An 18,836-nucleotide genomic window follows, 5' to 3' on the forward strand; every position below is an offset into this window, starting at 1 on the left:
TATTCCATTATGAAGATAAATATTTTTCAATTTATCAATATTCTCCCCATTGCCCTCAAATCAAAAAAATATACATTATATATGAAAAAAGTATATAATTAAAAAGAAAAAATAATTATCCCGAGGGGTTCTGAGAAATGGATGACAAGTGGAAAAATCAAAATTACGATGAAATGCTGGCAAGTTATAAACAAATGAGCGCTCTTTTATTCATTACAGGCGTTATTTTAGGAAGTTACGTTGTTTTAACCAGCCAACCCAATATTTGGATGTTTATATTCACCATCGGTGTTGTTTTATATGGAGCATATTCCTATTTTAAAAAAGAAAATGGCGTTTCAGGTTACTTACTTTTAGGAATGGGCCTAATCTGGACTGTAGCGTTTGTAGCGAAATATCTGAAACTAATTTAATTTTATTTTAAATGTAGTTCCTTGTCAATCGCGTCTTTTTTTGAAAAAATATTAGTTATAGGTCCCTGGACCTTGTAACATTCTATTCTTGATTCATCACTAAACTCAATATATTTTATTCCATGTTCATAGAAAACACGTTTAACTTTTTCAATTTTGAATGGTGTATCCATGAAATCGATTTTTAAATAAAAATATTTGGCCAGAGGGCAAATTTGAGATACTAAAACCAGATCATCTTTTTTTATATTAAAAAATTCTTCTTTTAATACTATATATTCCCCCTTTTTGCAGTATGGTTTTTTATCTTCATTTAGTCTAATGATTAACCTCTTTTGGTTTCTAGATTTTAAGGATTTTTTTTCCATGAATTTTCCTTGAATCGTCTGTATCCGGGTTTTAGAATATCCCTCTTTAATCCATTTAGATTTTAGTCCATCTTCCAGAGCCATGATTAATCTTATCCATGCATCAACTTCCTTGCAAGAAATAATATTACTAGTAGATCGCTGCGGGCACTTCCAACAGTATTCGTTCTCTAAAATATCCCTTATCTTTTCATAATATTTGTTTGAAACCTCGCTAAACTCATTCAAAGTCCGGAACAGTTGGCCCATTTAATCACCGTTTCTTAAAATATATTTTAAAAAATCCAAATTTACTATTTTTTCTCAGGTGTTAATTTATCTAAAAGCCCTGATTTTCGCGCATAGTGGAAGAGATAAAGCTGAGTGTATCCCGCATATTCACCAAATCTTTCCATGCCAAATTCCCTTATTTTAGGTACTGAAACATCTTTTCCATCGAAATAAAGGTGACAAATAATTCTTTTAATCCACACATCTACAGGGAATGCCTCTGTCATTCCAAAGCCATAAAGTAAAATACAGTCCGCAACTTTAGGCCCTACACCCGGTAGTTCTAAAATGATTTCAAATGCATCTTCATACTTTCTTTTTGCCAATTTTTCCATTGAAATTTCATTTTCAATCATTTCTGCTGCTTGAATAATATATTTAGCTCGATAACCCACACCGCATGCCTGAAGATTGTTGTTGAATTGGAACCCCTCAGGAAGATTATCTTCACATCTCTGCATTTCTTCCAGATCGCTTTCAGGAAGTTTAGAAATTATATTAGGAGAGGGAAATAAGTGAAAAACTCCATTATCAATAGAATATTTTTCGCCCCATTTTTGTTTTATATCTTTTATCGATCGAGTCCAACGCAAAATTGAACAATTAGCAGAAGATATAGAAGATATGATGCATTCGAATGGATCATGAGCGTTGAAAAGTCTTAAACCCCTGCAAAATTCAACAGTAGGTGCCAGCTGACTATCACTCTCCAAAAATCCATATAATCTATTCATATCATGGTTCAAACTGAATATTTCCCTTATTTTTGATTTTATACTATTTTTAGGAATATTATCTCTGCATTGTGCAATTATATTCATATTTGAATAAGGATTACTGTCTTCGTGATGTATTTTTATTATGCAAGGCGTATTTTCAATCAATACAAGTTCTTTAAAGTTATTGTGAATCTCCAGCCACGGTGGTTGGCTGGTTTGACCACTGTATATGGTGTTTTTTAAGTCAAAAGGCCCTGTGTTTTTATAACTTATGTTGAATTGATGTTTCATATAACTACCTTTTACTAAACTATCCTTAAGCGATTTAAACCATTATACATGATAATTAATCCTATAATCAGGCAAAAAGCAGCCATTACCCAATTTGTATGATTAAAAAGCCATTTGTTAATTGGTTTTACTACATAGTCTGCTTTTTTAGGGAAAACTATGAATAAAACTAATGGTACTTCCACAACAATAAGGGTGATTATAATCAAAAGAAGTAGTGCTGCAATATCCATCCCCCATCCTGCTTTAACAACTCCCATTTGCCGTCCTGCCGCTAAAACAAAGATTGCAGTGGAAAAGTTGATTAAGAAAGTTAAAAGACCCACTGTGAAATAACGTCGGAATTTATGAAATTTGTTGGAATTCTCATCAATTTTTAAGTATTCTAATGTAGAGCTATTCTTGTGTTCATTTGAAAATCCACTTTTTATTCCCAGTAAAACCAGTATAGCGCCTAAGAATATATCTATAGATGCCATGGTAGCAGGATCCGAGTGTCCTGTGTTGGTTAAGGCATCACCCATGAAAAATCCTATCATGAATGTTAAAAGAAGTACAGAAAGTGCCCCTGCATAAAAAGAAAATCCAGCGAGTTTTCGATCATCAGCCATAGACATCATGATCAAAAAAACAGAGAGCGCTGTAGGACTCACTGCTGCAGCCCATGCCAAAGGTATGGTTATGGCGATTATATTTGAATTTAATACAATTTCAACCCCCTCACTACTATTTTTTCTAGATTTGTTAAATAATATTAATACAACGGAACAATATGATATGATCCTGATCATTAAGGACTATTATTAAATTATGGAAATCGTGGCTAAAATCATTATTGTTAAATGAAACATCATTGAGGGCCATAAATTAAAGAATATTTAATATCCATAAACTGAAGTAATCCATAAATATCGTGTTAAAATGACTTTAAAAGCCTGCAGAATGAAAACTAGACCATATTAATTTATCATAGTTAAAAGAGTTTAAAGAATTTACATATACTAGGCATTCTAACTGTGTTTCCAGAGAATAAAGAAATAATTAAAGGTTTATATGAATATAGGGCATATTACTATTTAAATTTGCGAAGCGAATAATAATCCACATTAAATAGTCCATAACTCATTAAAAATAAAATTTATAGTGATTTAAATATTTATAGTCCACTAAATAGAAAATTAATGGATTATAAGCGAGATTAAACTATATTTACTCAGATTTACATTATTGAAATGTGAAAGAATAAATTATAATTTTCTAATTTAATTTACATCACGGGATTGGATTTTTGCTATAAAATCAATTAGCCATATTTTTTCAGCCCTTAAAATACTGATAGATCTCTTAAAAATAGCAATGAAATTAATAGGGATGTTATTCTTTTCCTGAAACTCTACAGCATATTCTAAAGATCGTATATTTTCATCCAATGATTTTAAATAGTTTTCAAGACTTGGAATTAATTCGTCTTCACTTAAAGCAAACATATTCGCCAGCCCCAAGTCAAATGAAGATATTAATTTTTCTTTTTTGGACAATATAGAACTAATCGATTTCTTAAAAAGAGATTTGCCTTCATTAGTTATATGATAAATCGTTTTAGACTGATCATCTTCACTACAGCTACTTTTTACTAATTTTTTTGATTCTAATTCCTTTAAAATATTATTTATATTAGAGTAATCTATATCTACCCAAGCATCCATCCCTCTTTTTCCCATTATTTCCTCTATTCTATAGGCGTAATGATGGTGTTCAAAAAGCAGCCCCAGCACCGCTGTTTCCTGATTGGAAATTTTTACCATGAGATGATGGTGTTTCTTATTAAAAATAAATTTAATGGTTATTTTAGTTAAAGTGAATTTAATGCAAAATTACTCCATAAGTACTGTTAACGATTTAATATCTATCCCTTCATCTTCTGCCATGATTTTTAGAATTTCCAGGAGATGGTTTTTGATTTTATCGTTTTGAACATCCATTATTCCTCCAGATGAATCTACCAAATTTACATGAAGTTCTAAATTCATTTCATACCTTACATGGCCATGAAAATGGAATCTTTTAATTATTCCTAGATCCACCAATAATTTCAAGTTTTCATGAACCGTGGAACGACTTACACTGGGCTGTACTAACTTAATCGCATCATATATATCACTAAAAGAAGGGTGAGTATCTTTTAGTTCTAATAATTTCCTTATCAATTCCAAGCGTTGAGGAGTGATTTTTATTTTCTGTTCACGTAATTTCTGCTCCATGAATAATTTATTGTTGCAAATAAAATAAAAGGTTATCGAACAAAGAATTATATAGAACTGGATTCTATATAGAACTACAATGCAGGAATGAATTTTGAAAGAAAAAAAATATGCTGCCGGTGAAATTCATGCCGCATTAAAAGACCCTTTATCAACCACAATATTGAAGGGTTCAGTTATATCATATTACAGGAACACTTTATTTGAAAATTAGCTCATTTGGAGGTATTAATAATGAAAAAACCGAAAGTTGCTTGGGGAATCACCGGTGCTGGTGATAAAATACTGGAAGTAATGAAAGTAATGAAGAGGATAAAAAAGCAGTACGAAGATAAAGTTCAAATAGATGTTTTTGTATCAAAATCAGGTGATCAAGTAGTTAAATATTATGAAATTTCCAATGAGCTTGAAAATAGTTTTGATAATATATGGATTGAGATAAACGCTAATTCTCCCTTTTTAGCCGGGCAGATACAAGTGGGTAAATATGAATTCATGCTCATTGCACCCGCCACATCTAATACTGTGGCTAAAATTTCAATGCGGATGGGAGATACCTTGATTTCTAATTCTGCCATTATGGGTCAAAAAGCAGATGTTCCCATTTACATCTTGCCTTCAGACTATGAAGAAGGCGTTACCATAACTGAACTTCCTAATGGAAAAGATTTAAAAATTACTATTAGAAAAGAAGATGTGGAACATGTTAGAAGGCTGGAAAAGATGTATGAAACATATATTCTAAAGGAAGTAGAGGACATTGAGAACTTGTTTAAAGAACTGTATGGTAAAGCATGATTTTTGTGAGTTAAATGATAATTCTATTACTCACTTCATCTTTTTATGAGTATTCTATCCCCAAAAGATAATACCATATTGTAAGGAATTTTAATTTCATTTGCAGTACTTCCGATACTGCCTAAAATACCACCTTTACCAATTATTAGTGCTTCTAATGATTTAGTTTTAGGATTTACATCCACATCCTTTACTTTACCAATCACCATGGCATTGACATCAACGACCTCTCTGCCTATGATGCCTTCTTTTATTCGAACCCCTCTTTTTTCTAATCCATAATCATGAGCAAGATTGGTGCGGTCATACATCTGATTTATTCGTTTTTGAGCATATTCTCCGCATTTATCAAATTGCTGATCCATTTTTTCCAGATCGTTAGATATTTTGGCATATCTGTTCTCAAATTCCTTAAATTTGGCCTGAGTGGCAAGTTCCAAATTTTTTACAGGGGGATTATTCTTTTCTCGTATATATTGATCAATTCTGCTGGATAACTCCTCATCAACTACTACTTCTTTTGTATTTATTTTATCAGAGATATTATCACCCTCAGTTGAAATCTTTTCCTCTCTTTGTAAGATATTGGTTTCTTCTAATTTAAAATCTTCTTCAGCTATTTTTGAATCAAAAATTTTATTTTGAACTTTTAAAGCTGTGCCTAATGCTGTGATTAACGTGACATTGCCTTGCAGACCTCCCATTGTCAGATAATCAACTGAAACCTCTTCCACCATATCCGCCCCAAGTGATTCTGCTTCGTCTAGCATGTTTGATAAAGCCTTTTTCCTAGCAGTAGTCAAATCTATATCATCCAGTTCAACAGGGGTAATCAATTTTAAAATGTTTGAAACTCGCCCTTCTGACTTTTTTTCTTCTGCAACTGCTTCTCCGACAACTAAACCCAAATATTTATCTATTTTCATCCCACTCCCACGACGACTAAGTATTATCGGCATCTTTAATTCATTAAATTGAACTTCATCGGCTTGGGAAAATTTAGCTGTTTCTTTGATTGGAATCGTTTTTCTGCTTATTATAGAAGGTACCCCTATCAAAAAATCAATGAATTTGCTTAAAGTGCCCATACCCACCACAATAAGGATATAATTTATTGCAGTAGGGAATGCTGCCTGAAGAGTGAGTACTATTGCCATAATAGTTATTAAAGAGAGAGTTGCAGGTTCTTTGGGAAAAATCCACCCCGGACCAAACCAACCATATGTATTTATTAAAATGAATGTTAAAAGGGCGCTGATTGCACCAGTACTTCTACCAAACTTTTTTACAGCAATTATTGTTTCAACAAATCCCGCTAGTAATGGCGAAACAATGTACATTATATTAAAACCAAAAATAACTAAATTCCAGGCAATACAAATAATCGCAGAGCCGAATCCAACTAAAATACCTAAAAATACCGCAATTAGTGCCCATCGCTGCTCTATAAAATATTTTTTAAGTGTAGGCATCATAAAATTCCTCTTGGAATTAATCACTCCATGTAGGTAACTGCAGTTCCATAGACTGTGACCATTATTGTGTTCCCCATGGTTCCTCCCAAATTATGATAGGTCACAAAAGTCCCAATTATTGCATTAGCGCCCTTATCTCCTGCTTTTTCTTCCATGCTTTTCAAGGCGATATTTCTAGCATGTTTAAGCTCTTCTTCATATTTAGAAGTCCTTCCACCCACTACATCTCTCACTCCAGAGAACATGTCTTTATATAGATTTGCTCCTAAAAGAGCGTCCCCTGTAACTAAACCATGGCATTCCTTTATTTCTTTTCCTTCAAGGGTTGGTGAGGTTAAAATTAACATTTTAGCACCTGTTTAATATTTAATATTATGAGCTGCAGGATCAAATGAATTTCTATTTCTCAATTTAATAAAAAATTTATAATGAGATATGTTTTATTATCCTCCTGAAGCATCTTTTTTCATTTCGATTTTGATGTTAGTTATCTTTTGGAGCAGAATAATCAATGCAAATAATAAAATTCCATTAATCACCAAAACCACAGCCACAACTAATCCTGGAATGATACCTCCTAAAAGCATTGATAACCCGAAAATAATTGATACAATGTTAAGTATGGTTTGTGTAACTATTAGCTTTTTTACAGGGGGTGGAACAATGAAAGTTTCAGAAGTAGAATTTTTTATTTCATTCCTGGATGAAAACCTTTTTATAAGAAGCAGAACCCCTCCAAAAATATTCAATCCCCCGATTAGTATCTGAATTAATCCAGTCAAAATTCCCGGCACAATACATGAAACTATCCCTAATGCGGCAAATATTAATCCAACAATTATAAGCAGCCAAGATCGTTTATACTGACCCATAGGTGTTTCTCCCAGTGCCATCATTTGTATGGCAACAATTACCAGCAATAGGCCAAGTTGGCCATCAGGAGAGAATGGAATTGTCCCTGAAGTCACTGGAAATAACAAAACTCCTAAAAGCACTAGAAGCGTCCCTACTAAAATTATTATGGCACTGGAAAGTGGAAGAGATGTTTCTTGAAAAAAACTAAATTTTTTAGAAGGATTTTTTTCTAAGCTAAGTTTTTTCTCTTCTTCAGGATATATTCTTGTTGCTTTTTGGATGCACCATGCCAGATAAAAAAAGCTAATCCCATATATAATAAGGATAACTGCAGTTTGAGGGTCCGTGGTTATTCCTGGAATTAATGTTATTAAACCACCGATAATTGTAATTCCATAAACCAAAGCACAAGCCACGATTAATTGCTTTAATATCCCCGGCACTTTAATCCACAGCTTTGCTTTTTCTTTTGAGAAGAATAATTGTAGCATGAGAGCAATTCCTCCCGTGAAAAGAATTAGACCCACCAGAATACGAACTAACTCAGATAGATATCCTGGAATGAAACAAGATACCATTCCCAGAACTGCCGCAAGCACCCCAATTATAATAATGGCCCATGATCGACTTAAATCCCCAAAAGGCGTTTTTCCCATAGTTATAATTTGAAAAGATACAATGACCAAAAAGAGTCCGTAGGTACTATCGGGATTATATGCTAAATCACCCATGTGGATTTTAAAAAGAAGTGAACCAAAGAGGAACATGAATACTCCTAGAACAATTATAAGTATAACTTCCAGGGAAAGATCTGATTCCTCTCTCATTTTTATGTACTTCTGTTTTGTAGATGGCAAATTAAATATTCCCCCTCAGGGCAACATTAATAGTAATTTCCGCCTTTTTCGTATGCATCTCGTCGATATGCTGCTAATTTTAACAGTGTTTCTTCTGCTTCTGGATCCTCAACTGCATATTTATGCCAAAAATCAATTTGTTCGTCTTCAGGTACAACAATAATCCCTTTATTTTCAGAAACCCTATCGAGGATTAATTTTGCTGCTTTATCAGCAGGATATGCATCGTCAGGAATTTTAATTTGGTCATGGACTGTCCCGTCAATTGATTTTTTAAAAATGGGTGTTGCTATGTTAGACGGGCAGATAGTTGAAAAACGGAGATTTTTTTCGGCATACTCATATTTTAGACATTCTGACAAAGCAGTGACACCAAATTTTGTAAAAGAATAAAGTGCTTGGAAAGGAAGAGGAATAAGACCGGCAATGGAACTCGTATTAATAATATGGCCAGACCCCTGCTTTAGCATTATAGGGACTGCAGTATTAACCCCATAGATTACACTCCATACATTGACATCGATTATATTTTTCCAATCCTCGATTGTGGCAGTTTCAAATGGTAAAGTACCACCCACTCCAGCATTATTAAATAAAAAATCTAAACTACCTGCTTCTTCAGCAGTGTCTTTAATTGCTTTTTCAATTTGTTCCTGAATAGTTACATCCGCTATTATAGTATGAATTCTATCTTTGTATTTGGATAATTGCTCAATGGCTTTTTCAACCTTTTTAGGGTTACGGCCCAACATATATACAATAGCTCCTCTTTTCAAGAGTTCTTCGCTTATAGCATATCCAATACCCGAATTTGCACCCGTCACCAAACAAATTTTACCATCATAATAATCAATATTACCCATAATATCACCCCTTCTTTATTCAATTACCCTAGAAGCCATAGCACGTAGGATAGCTCTTCCTTCAATCAATACTGATTGAATAATCTTTTTATTCGGAAGAGCAGCTAGACTATTAATAATATGAGATTGAACAGGATTCTGCATTGGAGTTAATTCTGTCCATTTTAAATCGCCTTGGCCAATTTGTGCTTTTTCTAGTTCCAAACCCTGAGGGTATAAAACAAATTGACTTAAATCAGCTCCAGGAGCTCCTACTTTTGGAATATATCTCCAACCTAATGTATTCATAGTTTTAAATTCAGATTTTAAAAGTTCTAAATCATCACCTTCTATTACATCAGTTGCTTCAAAATCCATGTTTAAAAAAGTGTTTCCTTCATAACTAGCATTTGTAGCATAATAAGGCTTTAATATATGTAAATCTTCAATATCTGCAAAAATTTTAGGAATTCCAGTTTCTTCTCTCCCACCCAGAATGGGGGCTGTTCGGTTTTCCCATACTACTAACGTATAATCCCCATCTAAATCATCTTTCTTTCCATGAAACCTTACCGGCGCTGAGACATTTATAAGATTATATTGTCCACCATACATCCAGTTTATTTCCGTGAATTTATTGAAAGCCACATCAATCTGTGGTTTTAATAATTCAAATCCTTCTGGAATGAAATTTTCAAGAAGATCCTTGTCTGTTTCATAACTTATGGCCAGGCCTATCGCTTTTTGGATGATTTTTGCATCCGGATCAAATTTTCCCCCGCCAAAATGAACCGGCATTGCATATTTAAAGTCTTCTTCTTCTTTAAACACATTATCAACCCCATTTTTTCCAATAATAAATATAAATTTATTTGTTATAGAAAATACTTAAATTTTTGTTTCCTAACCGAATGCCATTTCTACGAGCAATAATAAAAATTAAAAAAACAATATATATGTAAAGAAGGAGGAGTTATTATGTCACAATTTATAACTATTTCACCCCAAGAAGCACTCCAATTAATTAAAAAACACCCAGAAATTAGTATTTTGGATATTCGCCCTCAAGAAGACTATAAAAAAGAACACATCCCTAAAGCCGAAAATATAGATTACGATGGTCATCAATTCCAGAGGAAAGTGGAAAAACTGGATAAAAATCAACCTTATATTATCTACTGCAAAAGTGGTGTTCGAGGAGGATATTTTATGGATAAAATGAGAGAATCAGGTTTTATAGGTGCTTTTAATATCCAAGGAGGGTTTATTGCTTGGAAAATTAGCAAATTACCCCTTAACACAGAATAATCCCAATATCCATTAAATTAAGAAAAATAAAAAAATTAGGAATATGTATCATTTGCAGATTTACTGGACTTATTAATTCTTAAATCAGGCCATGTATTCCTTATCATCCAAAATACATTGCATCCGCACCCATCACAACTAGAGTGATTATTCCAGATTCACTCACCATATACAAAGCTAATTTGACCAGTTAATGGAACAAAAATATTTTGAGTGAATAAAATTGTCACTGGCATGCAATATCACTGCAACCCATACACTGCCAGATTTTAGAGTGATCCAGGTCATGATAAAAACTAAATGTACAATAAATAATAATCTGAGTTTAGATGGCCTTCCGGGCGAACATGAAAAATTACATACCATCTTATGATGTTTAAAATAATTGAAATACATCTTAAATAAAATCTAAAAAAGTAGTTGATATTTTTGATATCACTATATAAAGCGACCTATCAAAAAATAAGATTTTAATTTATAATTCTTATTTTAATAAATAGAGTTTAAAATTAATTTATTTTTAAAAAATTTGCTTATAAAATCCTTAGAATTATATAAAAAAATTTAATTTTGAAATATGAAAAAATTAGGAATCAATTGGTGTTTCTTGGCCTGCCCCTAAAAGTCCATGTGTTATTGAATATGCAACTAATGCAGATATAAAAACAGGTAAAGCATTAGTTGGAGATAATCCAATGATAACTATACCAATAGCGCCCAGAGCGATGGGTATAGGAACGATTGCCGCAGGTACCGCAACTATCATACACCCCCATGCTAGGCCGGGTGGGATTTGAGGGAAAAGCAAGTTAATAGCCGAGCCTATACATGACCCTACAAATAACATGGGAAATATGGGCCCACCAATAAATCCGAAGTTTAAAGCTCCACTTAAAGCCATGATTTTAACCAGTGCAAATACAAGAAGAAGTACAACTCCAATTTCTGCAGATTGAGAGGTTATTACAGACATTTCAGCTGTTCCCAATCCAATACTAGATGGTATGATAATTGCCAGTACCCCTAAAGCAAATCCACCTATGATACTTCTTAAGACAGGTTTCCTATTAAATGGTTCTGCCAGCCGTGCAAAAATCCGGTTAGATACTACTAATAGAAGAGCAAATGGAACTGCCACTATTCCTAACAAAACACTCGCCCCCAAGTGCCATAAATGCAAATCATAGGCCGGCGGAGATAGAATCCCTAACAGTGAAGAATAATTTAAATCATTGAATAAATAAAATATACTGAATCCGATTACAGCAGATAGTATTGCGATAAAAAGAGTTCCATAATAGATTACATTTTGTTTGTGGTCTGATTCTAAAAGCATGATAAGTACAACTAAAGGGGATGAAAAAAGCCCTGCATAAGCACCAGAAACACTACTTAGAACATTGGTTCTTGTTATTTCAGGACCCATATTTTTCTTTTTTGATACCCAGCTTCCAAGACCGGCAGCCAGCATCCCTGATGGAACTTCCGGCCCTAAACTAAAGCCCCCCACTAATGAAATAAGTGATGCTAGAAGTGATGAAGGTACAGCTTTATAATCAATATTTCCATTATTTACTGCATCAAATACATCCAACTGCTGTGCTGAAGTAAATTTGTGAATTAATCCTACCAATAAACCAGCTACAGTCATTATAATAATCATCCACCATGGACCTGAAAAAGGTGTCCAGTTAAGAGGCATTTTAGCGATGAATAAGCCCTGACCTAAATCCATGAGCATGATAAAAATAAATGCCCCTATAGCACTTATAAATCCTAGAAGTAGTCCCCAGCCCATACGTTTCCAGTAAACTCTAGATTTAAGATTAAAATCATCCTCCATTGTAAAAAAACCCCACAATCCATTTTGTCTGAAATATTTCCTAAATAATCTGTTACCCTATTTTGTAATTAATAACAAATATATTCTATTTATGGGAGTTTAATCAAATAATATGATAATTAATAATTGAAAAAAATGGGGGGTTAAGTTTGGCTGAAGAATACAAAATACCACCTTTTCTACATCAAATCGTTATTATATCAGTTATTATTTTAGCACTCATAGGAATGAAGTACATTACTCCAATCCTGGGGCCAATACTTCTTTCTATTTTCATCAGCATACTTATTTATCCTTTTTTAATGTGGCTTAAGAAAAAAGGATTTTCTTACAATGTTTCTGTCCTTATAACTATATCATTAACATTTATTCTGGGCGTGGGCCTTTTAGCAGTTATGATCATGAGTTTAAATCAGCTAATTGCTGCATTACCTAGCTTATCCATTCCTTCTGATTCTTTCCTGGCTACTTACGCCAATCAGATTCTCAAATTTATTGTATCTAATTTACCCTTAGACAATATTGCTGGAGCTGTGGAACTGGGATTTTTCCTAATATTCGCAGTTATATTTTTGATATATGAACTGCCTTATGTGAAATCAAGACTTGAAAAAGGCTTTGGAAAAAACAGTCCTGCCTTAAAACATACCTTTGAATTAGTTAATGATTTTATTGAATATTTTGTAATCCGAATAAAAGTAAACTTTTGGGCCGCAATAGGATTTGTGGGTATTTTTTGGTTATTTGATATTAATTTCGCAATTCTTTGGGGAATAGTCACATTCATATTAGGATTTATACCATATATTGGAATTATAATAGCCGCTATACTCCCTATCATAGTAGCATGGGTTAAATACGGAATATGGGGTGCCCTGGGCATAACTGCATTATTTGTAATAGTGAATACCATTGCCGAAAGTTATATATTCCCCAAACTTACGGGTAAAGGGCTTCAAATGTCTGTTTATGTGGTTTTCGTCTCCTTATTCATCTGGGGATGGATTATGGGATTTGCAGGGATGTTCCTAGCTGTGCCTTTAACTCTGGTAGTTATCAAATACCTGGAAAACTTTGAGGAAACTCGCTGGATAGCTATGGTGATGACTACAGACGACGAACCAAAAGAGAAAACTAAAGAAGAAAAAGCTGATTAAAACTTTAATTCAAATAGGAATCATATATCATGTAAAATTAGAAAAACTTCGATAAAGCAATTATGTATAATTTAATTTTTAGAAAAGTAGTTGATATTTTTGATATCACTATATAGAGCGACCTATCAAAAAATATGAATTTGGATAGAATTGCTTATTTTTATTAAAAAATTCATTTTATTCTGTATTTTTAAAAAATTTGCTTAGAAAATGAAATAAATATATTATAACTTATTTTATAGGTTTGCACTTTAAATGATCATTAGTTTCTTCCATAATCTCCCAGTATCCAGAATCATTTATTTTTTCTAAGGTTTTGATTCTTTTTTGATGACCATCATCAATTATCAACAGGCCATCCTCTTTAGTGATCCTATTAAGTTCATTTAGAAACTTATTAGGTTCTCGAATCATGAAAAACATGTCCAAAGCGCACACTCTATCTGCAACTTCATCTGAGAGGGGACAGTCATATCCTTTGACTAGGACAGTTTCTACATTGTTAAGGCCCATATTATGGGCTTTTTCTTTTGTATGGTTTACTGCCAGATCATGGATATCGGCCCCATAGACTTTTCCATCTTTTCCTACCAAATTAGCAAATTCAGTGGTATATCTGCCCGGACCACAGCCATAATCAACCACAGTCATACCGGACTTTATATCAAAAGTTTTAACCCTTTTTTTGATATAAGGGTGAATAAAATCCATTATCTTAAAAGTTAAATTCATAAAGCGAAAGGATGTGTTGGACATTTTTTCTTTGGGCAAGTGATCACCTAATAGTCATAGTAGTATATATTTTCGTGACGGGATTATGGAAATCTAACTTAAATAAAAATAATTAACTTGAAAAATAGCCCATATTTATGGACATCACATAGATATAGACTATCACAAATTATTTATTAATGTTAATCCTTTTTTTTAGTTTTTCTTAATTTAAAAATCCATTTTTCCATTTCAATTAATATAAACCCTGGAAGAGCGAATAATATGATTAACGGCCACCATTCAAAAGGTATGGCTGTTGTTCTAAATATAATTTCCAATGGGGGGAAGTAAATAATCATTAGCAAGGAAATTAAAATAGATATTATTCCCACTATAAGCCATTTATTAGATACTGGGCTGAAGCTGAATGCTGAATCATATAGGGATCGGGCCGTAATCAAATAAAATATATGTACCAGAATAACAGTGGTAAAAGCAGCAGTTTGGGCTTGATTAATCAATAATTCATTTAGCGGATTAAGGGCAGGCATTCCAAATATAAGAAATATGGATAATGCCCCGAACGCCATAGCAAATGAAACTATGCCTACTTTTCTTAAAAATAGTGAATTTACTATCTGTTCTTTAGGATCTCGAGGAGGATATTTAAGTAGTCCTTTTTCTTTTGGTTCCTTAATTAAAGGTAAAGCTAAAAATAATGAGTCAAAAAGATTTATCCATAAAATCTGAACCGGTTCTAATGGTAGTGTCACGAAAAAAAGAGGTATGATTGGGATGAGTAGTACCGAGCTCAATATTATTAGCCCCTGCCCCCCATTGGCCGCCAGAGAATAAAGTATGACCTTCCGTATATTTTCAAAAATGTATCTTCCTTCTTCAATAGCATTCACTATACTGGCAAAATTGTCATCTGCTAGAACCATGTCAGAGGCTTCTTTACTTACATCAGTTCCAGTTATTCCCATAGCTATGCCTATGTCTGCTGCTTTCAATGCAGGAGCATCATTAACCCCATCCCCTGTTACTGCTACGATTTCTCCCTTTTTTTGCAGTTGAGTGGTTATGGTGTATTTATGTTCTGGAGCCACCCGAGCGTACACAGAAATTTTATCCACAATTTGGTAAATTTCCTCAATGCTCATTTTAGATAACTCTTTACCTGTGATAAGGGATTTTTCTCCAACACCAATACCCAAATATTCACTAATAGCTCGGGCAGTTAAAGCATGGTCCCCTGTGATCATAACCGTCCGGATACCAGCATCCCCTGATTTCTGGATAGCCCCCATAACTTCTTCTCGAGGAGGATCCATCATTCCTTGGAGCCCTAGAAAAATTAGTTTATGCATATCTTCCTTATGGATTTTGGTTTGACTAGATGGTACTGATTTATAAGCAAATCCTAAAACTCTTAAGGCATCTTTTGCTAAACTATCCGCAATAGTGGATATTTTATCATATTCTAAAAGTTTTTTTTCCCCATTGACAAGTTGTTTTTTGCACATTTTCAATATTTTTTCCGGAGATCCTTTTACATAAATCATATTTTTTCCATTCCCTCGATGAAGAGTGGCCATGAACTGATTTTGTGATTGGAATGGTATTTCATCTAGGCGGCCAAATTTTTCTTTAACATTAGCTTTGAATGCCGAAACAATTAATGCGCCTTCAGTAGGATCGCCTATTACATTATAATTATCATTTTTGACTAAAGATGCGTTATTGCACATTAACCCTGCTTGAAGGGTTTTAATAAGTTCTCCGTGGTCGGATGCATTAATCATTTTTTCATTTAAAAGAAAATCTCCCTGAGGAGCATATCCCTTTCCACTGACATGGTAAGTTTTGTTTCCACAATAAACACGCAGAACTGTCATCTGGTTTTTTGTAAGTGTTCCTGTTTTATCAGAGCATATTACCGTGGCATGGCCCAATGCTTCGACTGAAGGTAATTTTCTTATTAGAACATTTTTATTCGCCATTTTTTTTACACCAAAAGCTAAAGCTATGGTTAAAACAGCAGGTAATCCTTCAGGAATAACCGCCACAGCAAGTGAAGCAGATGCCATGAAAGAATAAATAATACCATACCCAAAGTAAAAAGATAATAAAAAATTTAACAAAGCAATGAAAAGAATGCTTATGACAAGGATCTCAGTAAACCTCTCCATTTTTTTCATGAGAGGAGTCATGATTTGTTTAGTTTCCATCATGATCGTGGCTATTTTACCCATATCTGTTTTTTCACCAGTAGCTACAACCACTCCCACCCCAGACCCCTGAGTGATGAATGTTCCGTTGAAAGCTATCGATTTTTGATCACCCGGAGAAAGATCGTCAATAGGGATTGATTTATAGTTTTTACGGACCGGCATAGACTCCCCAGTTAAGGATGCTTCATCCGCGTGTAAATTTTTAGATTGGAATATTCGCAAGTCCGCGGGTATTTTGGTTCCACTTTCCAGTAGAACTACATCCCCGGGTACTAACAATCGAGATGGAATGGTCACTTTCTCTCCATCACGGAGCACTTGACATTCATGGACCATCATTTTCTCTAAAGCTTCAATGGAGGATTCTGCTTTGCCTTCCTGGATAAATCCAATTGTGGCATTAGCAATTACTACTCCTAAAATAACCCCTACATCAATTAACTCTCCCAGTAGAGCAGTAACTATAGCCGCGACAATTAAAACATAGATTAGAGGATTATTAAACTGTTTGAGAAATCTTAAAATGGGGCTGATTTTCTTAAAAGTGATTTCATTGTATCCGTACTTTTTCAGTCTTTTACTTGCTTCATCCGAGGTTAGTCCTTTTTCACTAGATTTTAAAATATTAAAAGTTTTCTCCAGGGACATCTGGTACCATTCAGTTTTTCTGGACATTAACAATATTTTTTGTTAAAATAAGATTATATAATTTTGTGAATTATATTAGCAATTAACAATCTGATCCATAGAATAGTAATAAACTGCTTTTTATTCCAAATACAAAGACAAGTTAAAAAAATAGATTTCACTTTAATTTTTCAATTAATTATCTGATTCAATAGCGCAAGATACGGGAATAAAAAACAAACTTGGATTTTTGCCCAGTATTGCAAATATGCCCCTTAAGAATTCTGAAAATCATCTAATTTCTGGCTTATATGCTGATAAATTTCCTTAGTTACGCCAGTTTTACTAATAAAATCATTAGAATACCTAATATCCCCTCTTCGAGGATTGTCCTTCCGCATGACATACATGCAGATGGCTGTTACTATCATTAAAGGATCGGTTTTTCTACCTTTTCCTCCCCGATAGAGTTTACGAAAATCTGCTTTGCATATGATCTCCTTGGCTCTATCTTTTTGACCTCCACCCACTGGCATGAGTATCTCGTCTCCTTCTTCCCTTTTGGTTAAAACCAGGGTTGGACTGTGGCCAGTCATCATGAAATTACTAGCAACCACACTAAGCATAGCTAATTTTTCCTGCAATCTGAAGTCTTCTTCAGCAGTTTTCAGTTTGTGTGGCTTGTATCTCTCGTATTTTTTAATTTTCCTTTCCATACGCTCGATTTTAGCGTTTTCGTCAAGGAAAATGTGTTTTCGTTTTTGCAATTAGATCGCCTGATTACTCACTGTTAGTATATTAAGATCGCCAGTATTAATTAATCTATTCAAAAAATAAAAAATTACTCTCTGACCACAACACCATTTTCCTTCAAGAAGCCCTTCACTATTGGTACTGGATACTCATCAAAGTGGAATATACTTGCAGCTAAAGCAGCATCTGCTTTGCCCAAAGTGAAAGCTTCCATGATATGTTGTGGGTTACCTACACCACCCGAGGCAATGACAGGAATGTCCACACTTTCACTTATAGTTCGGGTTAATTCAAGGTCATAACCATCTTTGGTACCGTCCCTATCCATTGATGTTAAAAGAATCTCCCCAGCACCGCGGTCTTCACATTCCATGGCCCAGGCGATAGCATCCATTCCTGTAAATTCTCGACCACCATATATACTGCAATCAAACCAGCACAGACCTTTATCGGTTTCCACAATTATCTTGTCTTTGGCCTCGCTCTCATCTTGGATGTATCTTCTTTTGGCATCGATTCCAATGACGCATGCCTGAGACCCCACAACTTTAGATGCTTCATTAATTAAATCAGGGTTGTGGATAGCTGCTGTATTGGTGGAACATTTATCTGCTCCAGCTTTGAGCATATTAACATAGTCTTCTGGTTTTCTGATACCCCCACCCACACAGATAGGCACGAATACATTTTCAGTGGTGGCCCTAATTACATCAGCCATGGTCTCTCTTCGCTCGTGGGAGGCAGTTATATCCAGGAACACTATTTCATCTGCTCCATCTTCATAGTATTTAGTGGCCAGATCCACTGGTTCACCAGCATATCTTATTTGTTTGAATTCTACACCTTTTACTACCCTTCCGTGAGGTACTTGAAGGTCGCAGTCTAAGCATGGAATAATTCTTTTGGCAAGCATGAGTAATCTCCTGTGAAACTTATTCAATAATAAATGTTAGTTAAATGTTTTATTTATAATGGATTTTATGGGTGTTTGAAAATAATAGTAAGTCTTATTTTAATATAATGTCATAATTATACATTAATCATAATTATT

The 18,836-nt window shown here is 33.9% G+C and carries 20 protein-coding genes; 4 read left to right on the forward strand and 16 right to left on the reverse strand.

All coding sequences use genetic code 11. The annotated features are described in order from the left end of the window. Positions 1–137: 137 nt before the first annotated feature. Positions 138–413: a hypothetical protein gene (locus MXE27_RS03660; RefSeq protein ID WP_248611050.1), complete on the forward strand. Its 276-nt coding sequence runs from the start codon at positions 138–140 to the stop codon at positions 411–413. A 2-nt stretch (positions 414–415) separates the two neighbouring features. Here MXE27_RS03660 and MXE27_RS03665 read toward each other — a convergent pair whose 3' ends face one another. From MXE27_RS03665 to MXE27_RS03685, 5 genes are all read right to left on the reverse strand, one after another. Then, a complete protein-coding gene (locus MXE27_RS03665; RefSeq protein ID WP_248611051.1) occupies positions 416–1,030 on the reverse strand; it encodes a hypothetical protein in 615 nt (204 codons plus the stop codon). 44 nt (positions 1,031–1,074) lie between these two features. Continuing rightward, positions 1,075–2,061 carry a DNA glycosylase gene (locus MXE27_RS03670; RefSeq protein WP_248611052.1) on the reverse strand — a complete coding sequence of 329 codons (987 nt, stop codon included), beginning with the start codon at positions 2,059–2,061 and terminating at the stop codon, positions 1,075–1,077. 14 nt (positions 2,062–2,075) lie between these two features. Then, on the reverse strand, positions 2,076–2,852 hold the full coding sequence (locus MXE27_RS03675) for a GAP family protein (protein ID WP_248611053.1): 777 nt from the start codon (positions 2,850–2,852) through the stop codon (positions 2,076–2,078). Positions 2,853–3,323: 471 nt separating this feature from the next. Continuing rightward, positions 3,324–3,866 carry a PadR family transcriptional regulator gene (locus tag MXE27_RS03680; protein WP_248611054.1) on the reverse strand — a complete coding sequence of 181 codons (543 nt, stop codon included), beginning with the start codon at positions 3,864–3,866 and terminating at the stop codon, positions 3,324–3,326. A 69-nt stretch (positions 3,867–3,935) separates the two neighbouring features. Then, positions 3,936–4,322, reverse strand: coding sequence for a Fur family transcriptional regulator (locus tag MXE27_RS03685; RefSeq protein WP_248611055.1), 387 nt, complete (start codon positions 4,320–4,322; stop codon positions 3,936–3,938). 234 nt (positions 4,323–4,556) lie between these two features. On the opposite strand from MXE27_RS03685, the gene afpA reads away from it, so the two are divergent. After that, complete coding sequence (gene afpA / locus MXE27_RS03690; RefSeq protein ID WP_248611056.1) at positions 4,557–5,120, forward strand: archaeoflavoprotein AfpA; 564 nt, start codon at positions 4,557–4,559, stop codon at positions 5,118–5,120. 35 nt (positions 5,121–5,155) lie between these two features. Here afpA and MXE27_RS03695 read toward each other — a convergent pair whose 3' ends face one another. The 5 genes from MXE27_RS03695 to MXE27_RS03715 form a co-directional block, all read right to left on the reverse strand. After that, positions 5,156–6,595 carry a heavy metal-binding domain-containing protein gene (locus tag MXE27_RS03695; protein ID WP_248611057.1) on the reverse strand — a complete coding sequence of 480 codons (1,440 nt, stop codon included), beginning with the start codon at positions 6,593–6,595 and terminating at the stop codon, positions 5,156–5,158. Positions 6,596–6,615: 20 nt separating this feature from the next. After that, positions 6,616–6,942: a heavy metal-binding domain-containing protein gene (locus MXE27_RS03700; protein WP_248611058.1), complete on the reverse strand. Its 327-nt coding sequence runs from the start codon at positions 6,940–6,942 to the stop codon at positions 6,616–6,618. A 96-nt stretch (positions 6,943–7,038) separates the two neighbouring features. After that, positions 7,039–8,307 (reverse strand): DUF308 domain-containing protein, encoded by a 1,269-nt coding sequence (locus MXE27_RS03705; protein WP_248611059.1) that lies wholly within the window; start codon positions 8,305–8,307, stop codon positions 7,039–7,041. Between the two features lie 26 nt (positions 8,308–8,333). After that, a complete protein-coding gene (locus MXE27_RS03710) occupies positions 8,334–9,170 on the reverse strand; it encodes an SDR family NAD(P)-dependent oxidoreductase (RefSeq protein WP_248611060.1) in 837 nt (278 codons plus the stop codon). 15 nt (positions 9,171–9,185) lie between these two features. Further along, positions 9,186–9,980 (reverse strand): acetoacetate decarboxylase family protein, encoded by a 795-nt coding sequence (locus MXE27_RS03715; protein WP_248611061.1) that lies wholly within the window; start codon positions 9,978–9,980, stop codon positions 9,186–9,188. A gap of 147 nt (positions 9,981–10,127) precedes the next feature. Here MXE27_RS03715 and MXE27_RS03720 point away from each other — a divergent pair, with 147 nt between their 5' ends. Beyond that, positions 10,128–10,457, forward strand: coding sequence for a rhodanese-like domain-containing protein (locus MXE27_RS03720; RefSeq protein WP_248611062.1), 330 nt, complete (start codon positions 10,128–10,130; stop codon positions 10,455–10,457). A 177-nt stretch (positions 10,458–10,634) separates the two neighbouring features. Here MXE27_RS03720 and MXE27_RS12020 read toward each other — a convergent pair whose 3' ends face one another. Beyond that, complete coding sequence (locus tag MXE27_RS12020) at positions 10,635–10,853, reverse strand: CPBP family glutamic-type intramembrane protease (RefSeq protein ID WP_425438267.1); 219 nt, start codon at positions 10,851–10,853, stop codon at positions 10,635–10,637. A 190-nt stretch (positions 10,854–11,043) separates the two neighbouring features. After that, on the reverse strand, positions 11,044–12,300 hold the full coding sequence (locus MXE27_RS03730; RefSeq protein ID WP_248611064.1) for a chloride channel protein: 1,257 nt from the start codon (positions 12,298–12,300) through the stop codon (positions 11,044–11,046). A gap of 149 nt (positions 12,301–12,449) precedes the next feature. Here MXE27_RS03730 and MXE27_RS03735 point away from each other — a divergent pair, with 149 nt between their 5' ends. Continuing rightward, a complete protein-coding gene (locus MXE27_RS03735; RefSeq protein ID WP_248611065.1) occupies positions 12,450–13,457 on the forward strand; it encodes an AI-2E family transporter in 1,008 nt (335 codons plus the stop codon). Between the two features lie 231 nt (positions 13,458–13,688). Here the strand turns inward: MXE27_RS03735 and MXE27_RS03740 are convergent, their stop codons facing one another. The 4 genes from MXE27_RS03740 to hisF all read right to left on the reverse strand — a co-directional run bounded on the left by MXE27_RS03740 (position 13,689) and on the right by hisF (position 18,698). Beyond that, complete coding sequence (locus tag MXE27_RS03740) at positions 13,689–14,228, reverse strand: class I SAM-dependent methyltransferase (RefSeq protein WP_248611066.1); 540 nt, start codon at positions 14,226–14,228, stop codon at positions 13,689–13,691. Between the two features lie 143 nt (positions 14,229–14,371). Further along, positions 14,372–17,080 (reverse strand): cation-translocating P-type ATPase, encoded by a 2,709-nt coding sequence (locus tag MXE27_RS03745; protein WP_248611067.1) that lies wholly within the window; start codon positions 17,078–17,080, stop codon positions 14,372–14,374. Positions 17,081–17,307: 227 nt separating this feature from the next. Continuing rightward, a complete protein-coding gene (locus MXE27_RS03750; RefSeq protein ID WP_248611068.1) occupies positions 17,308–17,799 on the reverse strand; it encodes a hypothetical protein in 492 nt (163 codons plus the stop codon). A gap of 74 nt (positions 17,800–17,873) precedes the next feature. Next, positions 17,874–18,698, reverse strand: a complete 825-nt coding sequence (gene hisF, locus MXE27_RS03755; protein WP_248611069.1) for an imidazole glycerol phosphate synthase subunit HisF — start codon at positions 18,696–18,698, stop codon at positions 17,874–17,876. Positions 18,699–18,836: the final 138 nt, after the last annotated feature.

Origin of the sequence: Methanobacterium alcaliphilum (assembly GCF_023227715.1) — an archaeon.
Lineage (GTDB): Archaea > Methanobacteriota > Methanobacteria > Methanobacteriales > Methanobacteriaceae > Methanobacterium_E > Methanobacterium_E alcaliphilum.

Excerpts from the sequence above, each read along its gene's own strand:
- MXE27_RS03675 (WP_248611053.1), bottom strand. The coding sequence starts at position 2,852 with ATGATCAGGATCATATCATATTGTTCCGTTGTATTAATATTATTTAAC.
- MXE27_RS03730 (WP_248611064.1), bottom strand. The coding sequence starts at position 12,300 with ATGGAGGATGATTTTAATCTTAAATCTAGAGTTTACTGGAAACGTATG.
- MXE27_RS03680 (WP_248611054.1), bottom strand. The coding sequence starts at position 3,866 with ATGGTAAAAATTTCCAATCAGGAAACAGCGGTGCTGGGGCTGCTTTTT.
- MXE27_RS03665 (WP_248611051.1), bottom strand. The coding sequence starts at position 1,030 with ATGGGCCAACTGTTCCGGACTTTGAATGAGTTTAGCGAGGTTTCAAAC.
- afpA (WP_248611056.1), top strand. The coding sequence starts at position 4,557 with ATGAAAAAACCGAAAGTTGCTTGGGGAATCACCGGTGCTGGTGATAAA.
- MXE27_RS12020 (WP_425438267.1), bottom strand. The coding sequence starts at position 10,853 with ATGTATTTCAATTATTTTAAACATCATAAGATGGTATGTAATTTTTCA.
- MXE27_RS03710 (WP_248611060.1), bottom strand. The coding sequence starts at position 9,170 with ATGGGTAATATTGATTATTATGATGGTAAAATTTGTTTGGTGACGGGT.
- MXE27_RS03670 (WP_248611052.1), bottom strand. The coding sequence starts at position 2,061 with ATGAAACATCAATTCAACATAAGTTATAAAAACACAGGGCCTTTTGAC.
- MXE27_RS03700 (WP_248611058.1), bottom strand. The coding sequence starts at position 6,942 with ATGTTAATTTTAACCTCACCAACCCTTGAAGGAAAAGAAATAAAGGAA.
- MXE27_RS03695 (WP_248611057.1), bottom strand. The coding sequence starts at position 6,595 with ATGATGCCTACACTTAAAAAATATTTTATAGAGCAGCGATGGGCACTA.
- hisF (WP_248611069.1), bottom strand. The coding sequence starts at position 18,698 with ATGCTTGCCAAAAGAATTATTCCATGCTTAGACTGCGACCTTCAAGTA.
- MXE27_RS03745 (WP_248611067.1), bottom strand. The coding sequence starts at position 17,080 with ATGTCCAGAAAAACTGAATGGTACCAGATGTCCCTGGAGAAAACTTTT.
- MXE27_RS03685 (WP_248611055.1), bottom strand. The coding sequence starts at position 4,322 with ATGGAGCAGAAATTACGTGAACAGAAAATAAAAATCACTCCTCAACGC.
- MXE27_RS03660 (WP_248611050.1), top strand. The coding sequence starts at position 138 with ATGGATGACAAGTGGAAAAATCAAAATTACGATGAAATGCTGGCAAGT.
- MXE27_RS03720 (WP_248611062.1), top strand. The coding sequence starts at position 10,128 with ATGTCACAATTTATAACTATTTCACCCCAAGAAGCACTCCAATTAATT.